General features: G+C 61.6%; 13 protein-coding genes and 1 pseudogene. 5 read left to right on the forward strand and 9 right to left on the reverse strand.

The window, feature by feature from the left end; genetic code table 11:
• Nucleotides 1-3 precede the first annotated feature (3 nt).
• The 3 genes from PAF18_RS12690 to PAF18_RS12700 all read right to left on the reverse strand — a co-directional run bounded on the left by PAF18_RS12690 (nt 4) and on the right by PAF18_RS12700 (nt 2,538).
• Complete coding sequence (locus PAF18_RS12690) at nt 4-1,050, reverse strand: autoinducer 2 ABC transporter substrate-binding protein (RefSeq protein ID WP_271116068.1); 1,047 nt, start codon at nt 1,048-1,050, stop codon at nt 4-6.
• A 161-nt stretch (nt 1,051-1,211) separates the two neighbouring features.
• Nucleotides 1,212-1,943: a monofunctional biosynthetic peptidoglycan transglycosylase gene (gene mtgA / locus PAF18_RS12695; protein WP_271116069.1), complete on the reverse strand. Its 732-nt coding sequence runs from the start codon at nt 1,941-1,943 to the stop codon at nt 1,212-1,214.
• A gap of 58 nt (nt 1,944-2,001) precedes the next feature.
• Complete coding sequence (locus PAF18_RS12700) at nt 2,002-2,538, reverse strand: DUF1269 domain-containing protein (protein ID WP_271116070.1); 537 nt, start codon at nt 2,536-2,538, stop codon at nt 2,002-2,004.
• 169 nt (nt 2,539-2,707) lie between these two features.
• Here PAF18_RS12700 and PAF18_RS12705 point away from each other — a divergent pair, with 169 nt between their 5' ends.
• The gene (locus PAF18_RS12705; RefSeq protein ID WP_271116071.1) at nt 2,708-3,487 is read left to right on the forward strand and encodes an SDR family oxidoreductase; all 780 of its coding nucleotides are present in this window, start codon (nt 2,708-2,710) and stop codon (nt 3,485-3,487) included.
• 164 nt (nt 3,488-3,651) lie between these two features.
• Here PAF18_RS12705 and PAF18_RS12710 read toward each other — a convergent pair.
• The 6 genes and pseudogenes from PAF18_RS12710 to PAF18_RS12735 form a co-directional block, all read right to left on the reverse strand.
• Nucleotides 3,652-4,754 (reverse strand): annotated as a pseudogene (locus PAF18_RS12710) (flagellar basal body P-ring protein FlgI).
• Entirely contained in the window at nt 4,751-5,764 is a 1,014-nt protein-coding gene (locus tag PAF18_RS12715) for a flagellin (protein ID WP_271118132.1), read from the reverse strand. Before PAF18_RS12715 ends, PAF18_RS12710 begins: the two are co-directional and overlap by 4 nt.
• 2 nt (nt 5,765-5,766) lie before the next feature.
• Nucleotides 5,767-7,224, reverse strand: a complete 1,458-nt coding sequence (gene flgK / locus PAF18_RS12720; protein ID WP_271116072.1) for a flagellar hook-associated protein FlgK — start codon at nt 7,222-7,224, stop codon at nt 5,767-5,769.
• Between the two features lie 12 nt (nt 7,225-7,236).
• Nucleotides 7,237-8,598: a flagellar hook protein FlgE gene (locus PAF18_RS12725; RefSeq protein ID WP_271116073.1), complete on the reverse strand. Its 1,362-nt coding sequence runs from the start codon at nt 8,596-8,598 to the stop codon at nt 7,237-7,239.
• A gap of 83 nt (nt 8,599-8,681) precedes the next feature.
• A complete protein-coding gene (locus PAF18_RS12730; protein ID WP_271116074.1) occupies nt 8,682-9,437 on the reverse strand; it encodes a flagellar motor protein MotB in 756 nt (251 codons plus the stop codon).
• 72 nt (nt 9,438-9,509) lie between these two features.
• Nucleotides 9,510-11,102, reverse strand: a complete 1,593-nt coding sequence (locus PAF18_RS12735; RefSeq protein ID WP_271116075.1) for a GMC family oxidoreductase — start codon at nt 11,100-11,102, stop codon at nt 9,510-9,512.
• A gap of 154 nt (nt 11,103-11,256) precedes the next feature.
• Between PAF18_RS12735 and PAF18_RS12740 the strand changes: the two genes are divergently transcribed.
• The 4 genes from PAF18_RS12740 to PAF18_RS12755 are packed head-to-tail and all read left to right on the forward strand — an operon-like array spanning nt 11,257 to nt 15,316.
• Nucleotides 11,257-11,931, forward strand: a complete 675-nt coding sequence (locus PAF18_RS12740) for a paraquat-inducible protein A (protein WP_271116076.1) — start codon at nt 11,257-11,259, stop codon at nt 11,929-11,931.
• Nucleotides 11,928-12,617 (forward strand): paraquat-inducible protein A, encoded by a 690-nt coding sequence (locus PAF18_RS12745; protein ID WP_271116077.1) that lies wholly within the window; start codon nt 11,928-11,930, stop codon nt 12,615-12,617. Before PAF18_RS12740 ends, PAF18_RS12745 begins: the two co-directional genes overlap by 4 nt.
• A 3-nt stretch (nt 12,618-12,620) precedes the next feature.
• Nucleotides 12,621-14,666, forward strand: coding sequence for a PqiB family protein (locus PAF18_RS12750; protein WP_271116078.1), 2,046 nt, complete (start codon nt 12,621-12,623; stop codon nt 14,664-14,666).
• A gap of 2 nt (nt 14,667-14,668) precedes the next feature.
• Nucleotides 14,669-15,316, forward strand: a complete 648-nt coding sequence (locus tag PAF18_RS12755) for a PqiC family protein (protein WP_271116079.1) — start codon at nt 14,669-14,671, stop codon at nt 15,314-15,316.
• Nucleotides 15,317-15,324 lie beyond the last annotated feature (8 nt).

Genomic DNA, 15,324 nt, shown 5'->3' on the forward strand with positions numbered 1-15,324 from the left:
GGCTCAGAAATCGTACTCGCCCATATTCTCGGAGGTCACACCGACCCAGCCTGCACCATAAAGCTTGTGCGGCGCGCTCTCATCGGGGGCGGTCAGATCCTCGTAGCCCTCGAGCCCCAGGTTCAGCCCGGCCTGGATCTGATCCTGACGCCCCTCCAGCGCAGCGACGGCCAGCATGTTCATCGCATAGCCGGCAACGGCGGGATCCCAGAACTGGATATACTCGACCGCACCGTTCTCCAGATATTCGCCCGCGACAGAGACCAGCCCGGTGCCCGCGAAATGCACCTGCCCCTCCAGACCTGATTCGGTGATCATCCGCCCGGCCCCGGCCGAGGTCGGCATTGGGCCGCCGACAATCCCGGTGATGTCGGATTGAGCGGTGAACGCCTCTTTCAGCTTGGTGTAATCCTGATTGGCGTCGTCATAGGTCTCCAGCCGGTCCATCGCGAGCGTCATGTCGGGGAAATTCTCTTCCTGATAGGCCACGGCGCCGTCGATCCACTCCATCTGGCTTTTCGAGGTCAGGCTGCCGACCGTGGCGACATATTTTCCTTCGCCGCCCATCGCCTCGCCCAGCACCTTCATGAGGTTCTGGCCATAGGCGAAATTGTCGAATGCTTCGATGTCATAATCGGCATTCTGGATGTTCGACGCTTCATGGCTGATGACCACGATGCCCTGGTCGCGGGCCTTTTTCAGCACCGGCTCGACCGCCTCGACGCTGAACGGGACCACAGTGATCGCGTCCACGCCCTGCGCGATCAGGTTTTCGATCATCTGCACCTGCGCCGCGGCATCGGCCTGAGACGGGCCGACCATATAGGTGTCGTGCCCGGTATCCTCGGCAAACTGTTCGACACCCTCGCGCATCCGGTCGAACCAGGCGATACCGTCGACCTTCACGACCGTGGCGATGGTGTATTCGGTGTCCTCGGCGGTCTCGATCAGCTCGCTATTGACGTTGCTGACATCGACCGGCCCCTCGGCTAGCGCAGCCGAACCGAACGCCATTACCCCGAGCAGCGGCACAGACATGAAATTTTTCATTTTTCCCTCCCTGGTGGGACGGCCCTCCCGGCCACCCCAAGATCCGGCGGTTACGGTTGCACCGGAACTCAAAGCCGTCAAGCCGGACTGAGGCCGGTTTCCGGGCAGGCGCGTCAAGGTCTAGGGAATGCGGGGTGGGGGGCGCGGCCGGGCAGCGTTACTCAGTACAGGAAGCAGCGATCGCGCCCGTCCTTCGCGATGGTTGCCGCACCATCGGCAATCGCGCGCGAGCGTCTTGACGGCGCAGCCGTCCCGCGCTGCTTCGGCGCTGGCAGCACAGCAGCCAGCCGAGCGGCCTGCACGGCGGTCAGCCGGTCGGGAGTGGTGCCAAAATGATGGGAAGCCGCAGCATGGATGCCGAAGATGCCCGGCCCGAACTCCGCGACGTTCAGATAGACCTCAAGGATCCGCCGCTTGGTCCACACAGCCTCGACCATCGGGGTCATCACAGCCTCAATGACCTTCCGCGTCCAGCTTCGGCCCTGCCAGAGATAGACATTCTTGACCGCCTGCTGAGTCAGCGTCGAGGCCCCGCCACGCTGACCCGAGGCCACAACCCGGCGGATCTCATTCATGTCGAACCCCCAGTGACGACAGAAATTTGCGTCCTCTGCGGCCACGACGGATCGCAGCATGACCGGCGCGATCTGTTCGGCAGTTGTCCACTTCCGCTCGGCAATCGGGTAGGTCCTGGCGCTTTCAACGATGGTCCAAGTGGTTGGCGGATTGAAGATCGCGAAGATCAGCACCGCAATAAATGCCACGAGCAGCGCTCGAAGCAAAAGCCAGCGCAGCCAGCCGAGCAGCCAACCCGAGAGCGAAAAGCGTCGCCGAGAGGCCTGCTTCGGCGGCTGCTCTTCAAAAATGGGGTCGTCGGTAATCGGTCGGCGCATGGGCGCGAAGTGTCACGCGCGCGCACCCCACGTCAAGTCGAGCCGCCCGATCTCGCGCCTACTTCGTCACCGCGCCCTTCGCATCCTCGGGCACGAGCGGCGATTGAGTGCCGGCCAACGCCTCACGCAGTTTTTCTTCATCCTCATTTGAGAGCGAAGTCTGGATCACCCGCCCGCGCGAATGGAAATCCGAGATCCGGTCCAGCACCTTGTCCCCGGTCATCTCACGCACGAGCAGAAACACCGCCGACCCGCCTGGCGTGACCTTATTGCCCACTTCGCGCATGAAATCGTCATTGATCCCGTAATCCGTCAGATAGCCTGCCAGCGCCCCGGATCCGGCACCGACAGCCGCGCCGACCAGCGGATTTAGGAACAAAAGCCCCACCAATGTCCCCCAGAACGTCCCGCCAACCGCCCCGGCAGCGGTCAGGTTCAGGGTCTGATGAAGCTGGATATCGTCAGCAGCTGGCCGGGTCACAACGACCGCATCCTCCAGCTTGATGAGATACTCGCTCTGTAGCTTCACCAGCTCGGCCCGCAGCTCAAAGCCGGATGTCTCGTCGTTGAATGCGATCACAAGCAGATCAGACATTGGAATCCCTTTCGCGTTTTCGGATGCGGGGGCGCACATGCGGAATATATGTGCCAAGACGCACCCGACCGAAAACTCGTGGGGCGCAGTGGCGGTTCCGCGCGAATGAAGGCCTCTGGACAAAACGGCAAGACCGCGCTTCCCTGTGATCCGAAAAAGGAGGATAGCTATGGATCTCGGCATCAAGGGTAAGCGAGCACTCGTCTGTGCGGCCTCAAAGGGGCTCGGGAAAGGCTGTGCAGAAGCGCTCGCCGCCGAAGGCGTTGACCTTGTCATAAACGCCCGCGGCGAGCAGGCATTGCGCGACACCGCCAGCGAGATCGCCGCAAGGCACGGTGTGCAGGTCGAGGCTGTCGCCGCAGACATCACCTCGGACGCCGGCCGGGCCAAGGTGCTGAAAGTCGCCGGAGAGATTGACATTCTGGTGACGAATGCCGGCGGGCCGCCGGCAGGTCATTGGCAGGACTGGTCCCGCGACGACTTCATCAAGGCGATCGACGCCAATATGCTCAGTGCGATCGCACTGATACAGGTAGCCGTTCCCGGCATGATCGAACGTGGTTGGGGTCGCGTCGTGAACATCACCTCGCAATCGGTTCGTTCGCCTATTCCCGTATTGGGCTTGTCCAACACCGCCCGCGCCGGCCTGACCGGCTTCGTAGCCGGCATGTCCCGTGACGTGGCGCGGCACGGCGTCAACGTTAACAACCTCCTGCCCGGGATCCACGCCACCGACCGAGCCGATGGTCTTGACGGCGGGGTCGCCAAGGCCGAAGGGATCACCATCGAAGAGGCCCGAGCCCGCCGCCAAGCCAGCATCCCAACCCGTGCTTATGGCGAGGCGAGCGACTTCGGCGCGGCCTGCGCCTTTCTGTGCAGTGACCAGGCCAAATTCATTGTCGGTCAGAACCTTTTGCTCGATGGTGGCGCGCTGAACGTCACGATGTAGATTTTCCGCAGTGCTGCCTGAACGGGAAGAATCTGAGCTCCGCGGCACTCGGGGTACCCACGCAGCCGCGTCAGGCTCCACTGCCGCATCCGCCATCGCAACACCGACCGCGCCTCGAAGGAAATCGCGCCTCCTTATCTGATCGCAATGCCTCCATCGCCGGCTCAGTTCACAATCAGTTCGGCATGAAGGGCGCCGGCCGAATGTATCGCCTTCAGAATATCGATAAGGTCGCGTGGCGACACGCCGAGCGAGTTGAGCCCGGCGACCACGTCAGACAGTGATGAGCTGCTTTGCACCTCGGCGAACCCGATCCCAGCCTCTTCGGTGATCTCGGCTTCGCTATCTGGCACAACCACAGTTTCACCACGCGCAAAAGGATTCGGCTGCGAAATCAGGGGCGTTTCCTGGACACGCAGCGTGAGGTTTCCTTGCGACACGGCGACATGTGACACGCGCACATCCTCGCCCATGACGATCGTGCCGGAACGATGGTCGACCACGACCCGCGCCCTGCCTTCGGTCTCGACCTGCAGATTTTCGATCTGGCTAAGGATACGCGCGGGGTTGGCGCCGGAGAGATCCGAAAGATCCAACGTCACGGTCCCTGCGTCGACCATCTGTGCAATGCGGCCGACGCCGCTGCTATTAACCGCGCGCTCGATCCGTGACGCGGTGGTGAAATCGGGCTGCTTCAAGGCGAGACGAATGTTGCGCAGCGTCGAAAAATCGAAGTCCACCTCTCGCTCCACCCGCGCGCCGGAAGGTATCGATCCAGATGTGGGCACCCCCTGCACGACAGAGGCATTTCCCCTTGTGCCGAGACGCCGCCCGCTATCACCGACCCCTGCGCTACAGCATAGACATCGCCATCCGCCGCGCTCAGCGGCGTCATAATGAGCATACCTCCCATCAGGCTCTTGGCGTCGCCGATGGCGGAGACCGTCACATCCAGCTGACTGCCGGCCCTGGAAAATGGCGGTAGGACCGCCGTTACCATCACCGCGGCAACGTTCTTAGGACGAAACTGATCAGAGCTGACATTAACACCTAACCGCTCGAGCAAAGTTACCATCATGTCTTCGGTGTAAGGCGCATTTCGAAGGCTATCGCCGGTGCCGTTCAAGCCGACCACAAGCCCATAGCCAACCAGATCATTGCCGCGGACGCCGTCAAATCCGACGACGTCTTTCAGCCTCACGCTTGCCGCGCACGCGGTGGTGAGCGAGAAGAACGACACGAGCAGGAATGAGAGCAGATATTTCACAGGTAATTCGCCAAGCTCAACCTAGAAAGGCGCGCAGTAAGAGATAATAGCGCCTCCAACTGCGATTGGGCCTGGACCAGCTGACTTCCGGATTCATAGCTGTCGGCCCCGATTAAGCGAGATCTCTGCAATCCGAGATTGGTGACCTTCGCAGAAAGCTCCGCCGTTGACGCCTCGATCTTCGCCTGATCCGCTCCGATCTCGGCACGTGCAAGGCCTAAAAGCGTATCGCCCTCTAGTAGCAGGTCGCCCGCTGACTTCATTAGGCTCGACTGCTCTGTGAAATTATTCTCGAAAAGCCCCCCGTCAACCACCGCCCCGATAAGCAGGCCCGATAGAACCTTTCGGATGGCTGGGTGTTGAGCAGTCTGCGTAAAGCTAACAGTTGTTGAGCCTGAAATATTGAAGCTGGAAGAGGGCGACCCGGAACCCTGATAGGCCCGATCGGTGAATCCCCCCGAACCCGGTTCCGCATCGATCCAGTTCTGCAGTCGCTGAAGCGCCTCTGCCGCACTTCCAGAGCCTTTCAAGGCCTCCTCTGCTTGCAATATCAACTCTTCCGCAGAAGCCAGGCTCGGTGTCGAGACCTTTGATCCGGAAAACAGGAAACGCCCGCCAACCGTGATATTTAGCGCATCGACCACCCGCTCGAGCTGCGCCTTCGCATCGCGCGCAGCCATCTTGAGGCTGTAACCTGTCGCCAGCGAATTGGCTGATAATGTCGTTGTTGCCATCTCCTCTGCGATCTCCTGCAGGGTGGAAAATGACGCCTGCATTGCATTGGCGATTGACCCTGCCTCGGTTTGAACGACGCGGTAGGTATCGGCAGCCCGAAGCTCTGTTTCGATGCGCACTAGCTGAGAAAGCTCGCCTCCGAGATGTTTGGGCAGGTCCGTACGAACGCCTGTCGTGACCTCTTTCGACAAGCGTTGAATATCCTTTCGCAATCCGGCATTTGCCGCTCTCATACCGGAAAATCTTGAAAGATCTCCTACTGATACAGCTTTCATTTTCAAATCCTCAGAATGTTCTTCAGCATCTCATCGATGGCCTGGATTACCTTTGCATTGGCAGCGTAGGCCTGTTCTAGTTGAAGAAGCCGTTCCATTTCCGCGTCACTGTCGACGGCGTCGGCATGGAGAGTGTCCTGCAGCGTGGTTTTAAAGGTCTGATCATGTGTCATCTCTCGCTCGGCAGACAGTCTCTCGGTGGCGGTCGCTGAGAGAATGTCGCCGGCGACCGTAGTGATGTCGCCTTGAAGATTGGCCAGGGACGCGGATGCAAACGGCTGTATTTCAGTCAGCCGATCGGCGAGAGATTGGATCAGGCGCGCATCTCCGGCGTCCCCCCTGTCCGATGCATACACCCCGTGCTGAATACGCCAAAGCTCTCCGCCGCTGCGTTCGTCCACGGAGCTATTCACCTTCAGTCGAGCAGAAAGGCCACGCTCATTTGACGGGTCGAAGGAAAGATTCCCGTCTGTGAACAGGCCCGAACCGGAAGGTGGGATCGTGGAATCTGGACCACCGTACGCAAAGCGGTCGTGCAGTTCACGTGCCAAAGCATCAACAGAGGCCTGGGCCTTTACGGCGTAATTATCGCGTAGCTCAAAAAGTTCAGAAAGAGCGCCGCCCGAGATGAGGCTCAGCTTGACGTTAGATGACGCCTCTCCATCTATCAGGATCTGTCCCAGCTGAGCTGAGTGTTCGTTGATGTCGGGCGTGATGCGACCTGTGGGATTGAACTCAATCTTGACTGGTGATTTTCCATCTAGCAGCACCATTCCGCCGGCGGTGAACAGCGAGACACGGCCATTATCGCGCTGCATCTCTCGTATCGGGACGATCTTGGCGATTTGGTCAATGACGCTCTGCCTTGCATCCATCAGAGAAGAGGCATCCCGACCATTCGCGCGCTCGACAATGATGTGACGGTTGAGTTTTGCAACCTCATTGAGGTTTTGATCGAGAGATTTAACGTGCTTCGCTATCAGACGATCAGCATTTGTCCTGGCACTCTGTATGCTGTCGCTGATCGCGTTGATTTTGCCGACGAGATCTGACGCAGCCTCGAAAATCCCGCGAAGACGAATTGCGCCTTCCGGTCGGCTGGCGGCGGAGACCAACGCCGTTTGCAGCGCGGTCACCCTCGCCGTCAGTGAGTCGTCATTCTGAGGCATGCCGATCGAGGCCTCGAGCGTAGCGTAGAATTCGTGTCGCACGTTCGACTTTGCGAGGTTGGAGCTTGCCATTCGGAAATCAGAAAGCACAGCTTCGGAAACGATGCGCTTCACACCGGTGACGTGAACCCCGCCGCCGTCATTCGCCAAGATCCTCGGCGACAGCTCGACCTCGCGGCGCGCATAACCCGGTGTGAGCGCGTTCGCGAGGTTGGATGAGATAACCTCGGTGCCGCGCGCGGCAGCGCGCAGACCGCTAATGGCGTTGTTGAGGGCGTTAGCTGTGCTCATCCCCGGTCATCCTCAGCGTTTGATATTCGTGGTTTCCTGAAGCATCTCGTCCACCGTCTGGATGACTTTCGCATTGGACGAATAGGCCCGCTGCGTCTGAATCAGGTCGGTGAGCTCCGCCGCCACGTCGGTGGTCGACCCTTCCCTGGCATAGCCGACAACAGCGCCGGTCGGCCCGTCACCGGCGTCCCACAAGAAAAACGATCCGGAGTCGGGCGATACCTGATAGGTTTGATTATTCAGTGATATCAAACCATTAGGGTTGGGCACATCCACCAGCGGGATCTGATAGATGGTCCGAATGAACCCGGTGTCATAGGTTGCCCGGATATAGCCGTTCTCGTCCACCTCTACCGCGGTCAGGTTTCCAACTGGCGAGCCATCCTTTGCGATGTTCGTTGGCGCGAACTTATCGCCCAGCTGCGTGAGCCCGTTCGGGTCGCCAAGTTTGCCGATGGTCACTGTCATCGCGTCGCCCGGATAGCTCGCCGTCTTGCCAACTGTCAGGGCAAGAGTGCCGGTGGCCGGATCGTAATCCGGATGGGCTGCGCCAGCATCGTTTTGAACCTGTGCCAGCGTGCCACCTTTGGTCTGATCATTCGAGAAGATCAATTTCAGCGTTGCAATCACCGTTTCGTCCGCGGTGGTCGTGGGATCATCCACAGAGGCGGAGTCGCGCAGCTGCATTGTCCATGTATTCGACATGCCGGAGCTGTGCGTTGTGCCGGGGACGAAGCTGACACTCAGCGCCTCTGACGTGCCGAGATTTCCGAAATACTCGATCTTGGAAGTGAGTGCATCAGTATTGCCCCCAGCCTCGGTCCGGGTTGCCGGCAGGTTGATGCCCAAGGACATCTTCGTTGTCGGGTCTCCAGCGGTCTGATTGGCGTTGATGACCACGGGTTCCAGCCCGCCCATCGTGTCACGCGGCATCAAAGGGATGGTGCCATCGGCGTTGGCCGGCCAGCCGAGAAGAACCAGACCCGATTCTGTGCGCAGCACCCCCTCGGCGTCGGTGCGGAACGACCCGGTCGTGGTCATCATCATCGGTTTATCGCCGAACTGGTTGCCGAGAGAGACCGAAGGCATCACCGGCAGCATACCGCGGCCCGAGATCGCCAGATCGGTGGGGTTGGAGGTCGGCACAAGCGTGCCGCGCTGGTCGATCAGCCTGGTCGTCGAGGCGCGCACACCACCGGCAGAATAGACACCGGCGCCGCGCGCCTGATTGATAACCATCCCCTCGAAATCCGCGATTACCCGTTTATAGCCGAACGTGCCAGAGTTCGAGATATTGTCCGAGATGGTCGCCAGCCGCGTGGCATTCGCCGCGAGGCCAGCCACGCCTGCGTTGAGGGAAGACGAGATCGACATTCGATGACCCTTTTACTGCTGTGTCGAGCGCAGATTGCGCCAGAAAGTTTAAGATCGGCCTAATCCCCATCAGGGCGGCCCCATTAATTGAGTAAAATCACTTCAAGCCGGTTGTTCGAAACGGCCGCCGGATTCGCGGGCGTGGCCATTCGGTCCGCATGACCTGTCACGCGCTGCACCCTCTGATCGGGGAACCGCGCCTGTTCCAGAAGAACGCGCAATTCATCCGCACGCTTGTTCGACAGGTTCCAGACCGGCGACTGCGCAAGCACCGCAGGATAAGAGCGAACGTGACCGGCGATTGCGATCTGGTTCGTGGTGCGCGACAGGACGCGAGCGATGACTCGGGACAATTCGCGCAAGATTAGGGTAGGTTGCGCGGTCTCGGCCTCGAAAAGGGGAGCATCGGCAAGGTCGCCAAGTTCGATCACGAGCCCCTCATCGGTGACGCGCGTCACCACATGGCGCAACAGGTTCTTCATCTGCATCGATTCCCCGCCGAGACCTTCGAGTTCGTCCTGAATATGACGCTTCAGCACCTCGACCGGATCGCTTCGATCTTCGGCGGGAAGCGAGGCGCCCTTTGCGTCACCCCGAGTTTCGCCCTCACCGCCGGTTCCGGAGGCGGTGCGCACGACGGTCGGGCTGAAATAATCGGCGAGACCCTGACGCTGCTTTTCCGTTGTGGCATTCAGCAGCCACATCAGCAGGAAAAATGCCATCATCGCGGTAACGAAATCCGCATAGGCCACCTTCCACGCCCCGCCGTGATGCCCGCCCTCTGGCGCGGCGGTGATGCGCTTGATGATGATCGGCGCGTTGCTGTTCTTCGTGGCCATGTGCCACCCCCGTCAATCCGGTCCACCCAGACTGAAGCATCGCCGCTTCCCGACAAAATCCAAGTTAACGGATCAAATGCCGCGCATTTCTCGGAGCATCATGTCTGCCGCCTTCTCGGCGATCATGATCGTCGGTGAGTTCGTATTGCCCGACACGATGCGGGGCATGATCGACGCATCGACCACACGAAGCCCCGATAGGCCTCTGACACGCAGCGCGGGATCGAGCACGGATTCTGGATCGGCGCCCATCCGCGCCGTGCCCACCGGATGAAAGATGGTGGAGCCTATACGCCCCGCGGCATCGGCCAGCGCCGCATCGCTATCGCCGGTCGGGCCGGGTTTGAATTCATCGGGCCGGTATCGCGCCATCGGTTCGGCCTTCATGATCCTTCGTGTCAGCCTGATCGCGTCGGCAGCGGTCAGCCGGTCGGCCTCGGTCGAAAGATAGTTCGGCGAGATCTCGGGCTTCGTCAAAGGGTCCGGCGAGGTGATCCGCACATGGCCCCGGCTTTCGGGACGCAGCGGCACCACCGACGCGGTAATCGCAGGGAAATCATGCAGATCCCCTCCGAATGCGTCGAGAGACAGGGGCTGTACATGATATTCAAGATCAGGGGTCGCCATGTCGGGCCGCGAGCGGGCAAAGGCCCCAAGCTGGCTCGGAGCCATGCTCATCGGGCCGGAGCGGAACAGCGCGTATTGGGCGGCGATCCTGGCCTTGCCGAACAATGATCCCGCCATCTGGTTCAGCGTCATCGCGCCGCTGACCTTATAGGCGCAGCGGATCTGGAGATGGTCCTGAAGATTTTCGCCGACCGGCGCGTCACGGATGACCTCGATTCCATGCGCACGCAGCAGCGCGGCTGGCCCGATCCCGGAAAGCTGAAGGATCTGGGGCGAGCCGATGGACCCGGCGCTAAGGACGACCTGCGCCGCACTGACCGTCTCTCGTGTGTCGCCCTGTTCGATCTCGACCCCTGTGGCGAGGCCATTCTCGATCACCACGCGCCGCACATGAACATTCGTGCGCAGATGCAGGTTGGGTCGCTTCAGCGCCGGTCGGAGAAAGGCTCCCGCAGCAGAGACGCGGCGCCCGGAGCGCTGATTGACCTTGAAGTAACCGACGCCCTCGCCGACCCCGTCATTGAATTCGTCGACCTGCGGTATGCCCAGCGTCGCTGCGGCGCGGGCAAAATCGTCAAGAACATCCCAGCGCAGTCGCTGCCGCTCGACGCGCCACTCGCCGCCAGCCCGATGGTGGTCGCTGTCGCCGTCGACATAATCCTCGGATTTTAGGAAATAGGGCCGTACATCGTCCCACCCCCATCCGGCGCAGCCAAGCTGACGCCAGCCGTCATAATCCTGCGCCTGACCGCGCAGATACAGCATCCCGTTGATGGAGCTGGACCCTCCCAGAACCTTGCCGCGCGGGTAGACCAGCTCTCTCCCGTCGAGACCGGGTTGCGGAGCAGTGCGATAGCACCAGTCGGTTCGTGGGTTGCCGATGCAATAGAGATAGCCGACCGGAATATGGATCCAGGGATAGTTGTCGCGGCCCCCGGCCTCCAGCAGGAGGACCTTCATTCGTGGATCGGCGGAAAGCCGGTTGGCGAGCACGCAGCCTGCGCTGCCGGCACCGACGATGATGAAATCGTAGCTCATGACGCCTCCCTCAAGGGCCAGCATCTGCGAAAAATTGCGGCGGCGCCAGCCTTCCGGGGCCAAGCTGTCACCAACATGACGCAATCACGGAGGATTGCGGCGCAGGCGGGGCTTCGCATCTTGATGCTACCGCCGGCCACCGTATCTTAAGCTGATGTTGGATGGTGCCGAATATGATGTGCGCACGGGTGAAGGTCTGATTGCCTGCCCACGCTGCGACGCGCTGCATATCGAGGAAGAGTTGGAATCGGGTGTGACCGCGCGCTGTGTGCGCTGCGGCGGCGTGCTGGCGCGACCCAAGACCGGTGCCTTTACTCAGATCATTGCCCTGGCCGTCACCACCATGGTGCTGATGATCGGCGCAATCTTCTTTCCGTTTCTGGAAATCTCCCGGCTCGGGATGGGGCATGGCACGTCGCTTTTCGGGGTTGCGATGGCCTTTTCCGACGGCATCATCGCGCCGCTGACCGTAGCCATCATGGCAACCATTGTGGCGCTGCCGGCGCTGCGTGCGGCTCTGCTGATCTATACGCTCTGGCCGCTCGCCCGGCGCCGAAAGCCCTATGCGAATGCAGTGCGGGCTTTCCGCCTGTCCGAGCAGCTTAAACCCTGGTCGATGGCCGAGATCTTCATCATCGGCACCGCGGTGGCCATGGTGAAGGTCGGCGGACTGGCCACGATCAATTTCGGCCCGGCTTTCTGGGCGTTCTGCGCGCTGATCTTCGTCAGCCTCGCCAATCGCAGCTTTATGTGCTCGACCACGATCTGGGATGCGATCGAGGATGCGGGCGCCGCCACCGACGGGCGTGAGCGGGTGGAACCGGCATGAACAACCCCGACGCCGCCCCGAGCGACTCTGTCCCCGACGATACCCATCCGCCGATCCTGACCGCGCATCGCGCCGGGCTCATCGGCTGCCGAAGCTGCGGACGGGTTTGGCCCGAGGACCGCGAGGAATGCGCCCGCTGCCTCTCACCCCTGACCCCGCCTGACCGGCGAAGCCTTCAGGCCGTTTGGGCTTGGCTGCTTGCAGGCATGGTCTTTTACATTCCGGCCAACATGTTGCCGATGATGACCACCCGGTCGCTCGGCGGCTTCGGCGGCGGCGGAGACGCGACGATCATCGGCGGTGTGGTGCAGTTGGCGAAATATGGCGACTGGTTCATCGCAATCGTCGTGTTTGCAGCGTCGGTCATGGTGCCGATCGGCAAGTTCGTGGCGATCATCTGGCTGGGGATCACAGCAGGAAAGCCCGCCACCGAAAGCGATGCGCATCTGCGGCTGCATGTTTACGAGGTGGTCGAATTCATCGGCCGATGGTCAATGATCGACGTGTTTGTCGTCGCGATCCTGTCGGCACTCGTTCAGCTCGGCTTCGTGATTTCCATCAAACCCGGACCGGCTGCGGCGTCCTTCGCTCTATCTGTTGCATTTACCATGTTGGCGGCGCAAAGCTTCGATCCGCGCCTGATCTGGCGTGGCTTACCGTTGCACCGTCGAAAAGAGACCAATTGATTAATGAGTGACGCGCCTCAACTCCGACCCTCCCATGCCGCCAAGCGCACCGCCGCCCGCGCTGCCCGCGCCGGGACCTCGCTGATCTGGCTGGTGCCGATCATCGCGCTGGCGGTAACGCTTGGGCTCGCCTGGAATTCATATTCGGGCAGAGGAGAGCTGATCTCGGTCACCTTCCGCGACGCCACCGGCATCGTGCCTGGCGAAACCACGCTCAAATTCCGCGAAATCACCGTGGGCGAGGTCGAATCCGTCCGCTTCACCGGCGATCTGCGCAGTGTCGTCGTCGATATCCGCGTCGAACCCGATGTCTCGCCATATATCGACACCGAAGCCGAATTCTGGATCGTTCGCCCGATTGTCTCGGCGCAGGGGATCTCGCGTCTCGATACCGTGCTGTCGGGTGTGTTCGTCGAAGGCTTCTGGGATGCCGAGCAGGGCCAGCCGACGCGGGAATTTATCGGGCTGGACAAGCCGACCCTCGCCCGAGCGGCCGGGGAAGGCACATGGGTGGTGCTGTCGTCGCCCGGCGCCAAGGGGCTTGCCGAGGGCGCGCCGGTCACGTTCCGGGGGCTGGAAGTGGGCCGGATGCAGAATCTCAGGCTTTCGGAAGAAGATGAATCGGTTCTCGCCGACGTCTTCATCGAAGCCCCGCACGATCAGCGGCTGACCACCGCCTCGGCGTTCTGGGACACATCGGGCTTCTCGGTTTCGCTTGGTGCGGGCGGGCTCAGCCTGAATGTCGACTCGCTCTCCAAGCTGGTGCAGGGCGGCGTGGCCTTCGCCACCATGTCCGCCGGCGGTCAGCCTGTCGAAGCAGGCTATGTCTTCCGTCTGCAACAGGACGAGGAAACTGCGCGGGCCAGCCTGTTCGGCGCGGCGGAAGAAGATATCCGCCTTACCATGCTGGCCCAGAATGACGTCGCCGGGCTCGCGACCGATGCCGATGTCACCTATGAGGGGCTGACCATCGGACGAGTGACCGAGCTGGGGGTCGATATCGACGAATCCCGGCCCGAGGATGAACAGATCATGCAGCGGATCACCTTTGTGATCTCGCCGGGCCGCCTCGGACTGGAACAGGGCAGCAGCTACGATGACGCGCTGCAATTCCTCGCCGATCGGGTCGAGAGCGGCCTCCGGGCGCGTGTTTCTTCGACCGGCTTTCTCGGCACAACCAAGGTGATCGAGCTCATCGACGAGCCGCGCCCCGAGCCGGCCTCGCTCGATCTCGACGCCGACCCTTATCCGATCATGCCCTCGGCGCCGCCGGTGATCTCCGATCTCAGCGCCTCTGCGGAGGGTCTCATGGACCGGCTTGGCTCGCTGAACATCGAGGAATTGCTGCAATCCGCGACGAATATGATGGATGCGGTCACCCAGATCGCGGCAGCCCCCGACACCCGCGCCATCCCCGGCACTCTGCGCGAGACGCTTGAGGAAACGCGGCTCGCCGCCGCAGACATCAAGGAAATGACCGCCGAGTTGCGCGAACAGAACGCCGCGGCCAATCTGTCGCGGCTGCTCGATGAGGCCGCGCAGGCTTCTGAAGCGGTCAGGCTGGCCGCTGCGGAGATGCCCGACATGGTCGAGCAGATTGACGAAGCCGCCGAGGCGGTCGAGGATTTCGGCTTCGAGGAGATCTCGGCGCAGGCCGAAGCCATACTTTCGGACCTGCGGATCATGCTTGGCTCTGAGGATGCCGAGGAACTGCCGCGAAACCTGTCCGATACGCTTGAAGCCGCATCCGGTCTGCTGAACGATCTGCGCGACGGCAATGCCGCCGGCAGCCTGAACGACACGCTGGCCTCGGCCCGGGTTGCTGCGGACGAGGTCGCAGAGGCGGCGCAGACCCTGCCAGAGCTCTCGGCCCGGTTCCAGCGTCTCGCCGCGCGGGCCGAGCAGGTGATCGCGGCCTATGGCGACAATGGCGCGATCAGCAATGATGCACGGGCGATGATCCGCGAACTGGGCCGCGCGGCCTCGTCTTTCGGTTCGCTCGCCCGCACGATAGAACGCAATCCACGCGCATTTATTCTGGGACGATAGTGATGCAACCTTTGACCCTCTGCCTGTTCCTGACGATCGGCCTCGGCCTCGCCGCCTGCGGCAACGGAACAGGGACCGAACGCTATGTGATCGACCCGCCTGCCTCGACCCAGTTCGCCGGGGACCAGCTTGGCGCGACCGAGCTCCTGGAAGTGTCGCTGCCGGACTATGCCGCCGGCGATGAGATCGCGTGGCAGGGCGAGGACGGCGCGGTCCGCTCGAACAGCAGCATCCTTTGGGCCGATCAGCCTCAGCGCGCTTTCACCGTGACGCTCGCCCGTGCCATTTCCGAGATTTCCGGGGCGTCTGTGATCCCGGAACCCTGGCCGCTCTCTTCTCCGCCAGAGCGGAAGCTGGATGTTCGTGTCGAAAAGGCGCTAGCGACGAATGACGGCTATTTCCGGCTTGAAGGGCGCTATTTTCTTTCCGCGGAAGGCAGCGGCGCAGGGGCGCATCACTCACGCGGCTTCGATATCGCCGTCCCGGTCGAGGATGACACCCCCGCCTCGGTCGCGCTGGCCGCCTCGCAGTCCATTACGCTTCTGGCCGAACAGATCTCGACCCTTGGCGGGCCGGGCACGACGATTGTTGCCACGGTGCCGGGCGGTGGCGGCGGGGATCCCTTCGCCGATCTGCCGCCTCTGTTCTGATTACAGCG

It is taken from the genome of Paracoccus sediminicola, assembly GCF_027912835.1.
GTDB lineage: Bacteria > Pseudomonadota > Alphaproteobacteria > Rhodobacterales > Rhodobacteraceae > Paracoccus > Paracoccus sediminicola.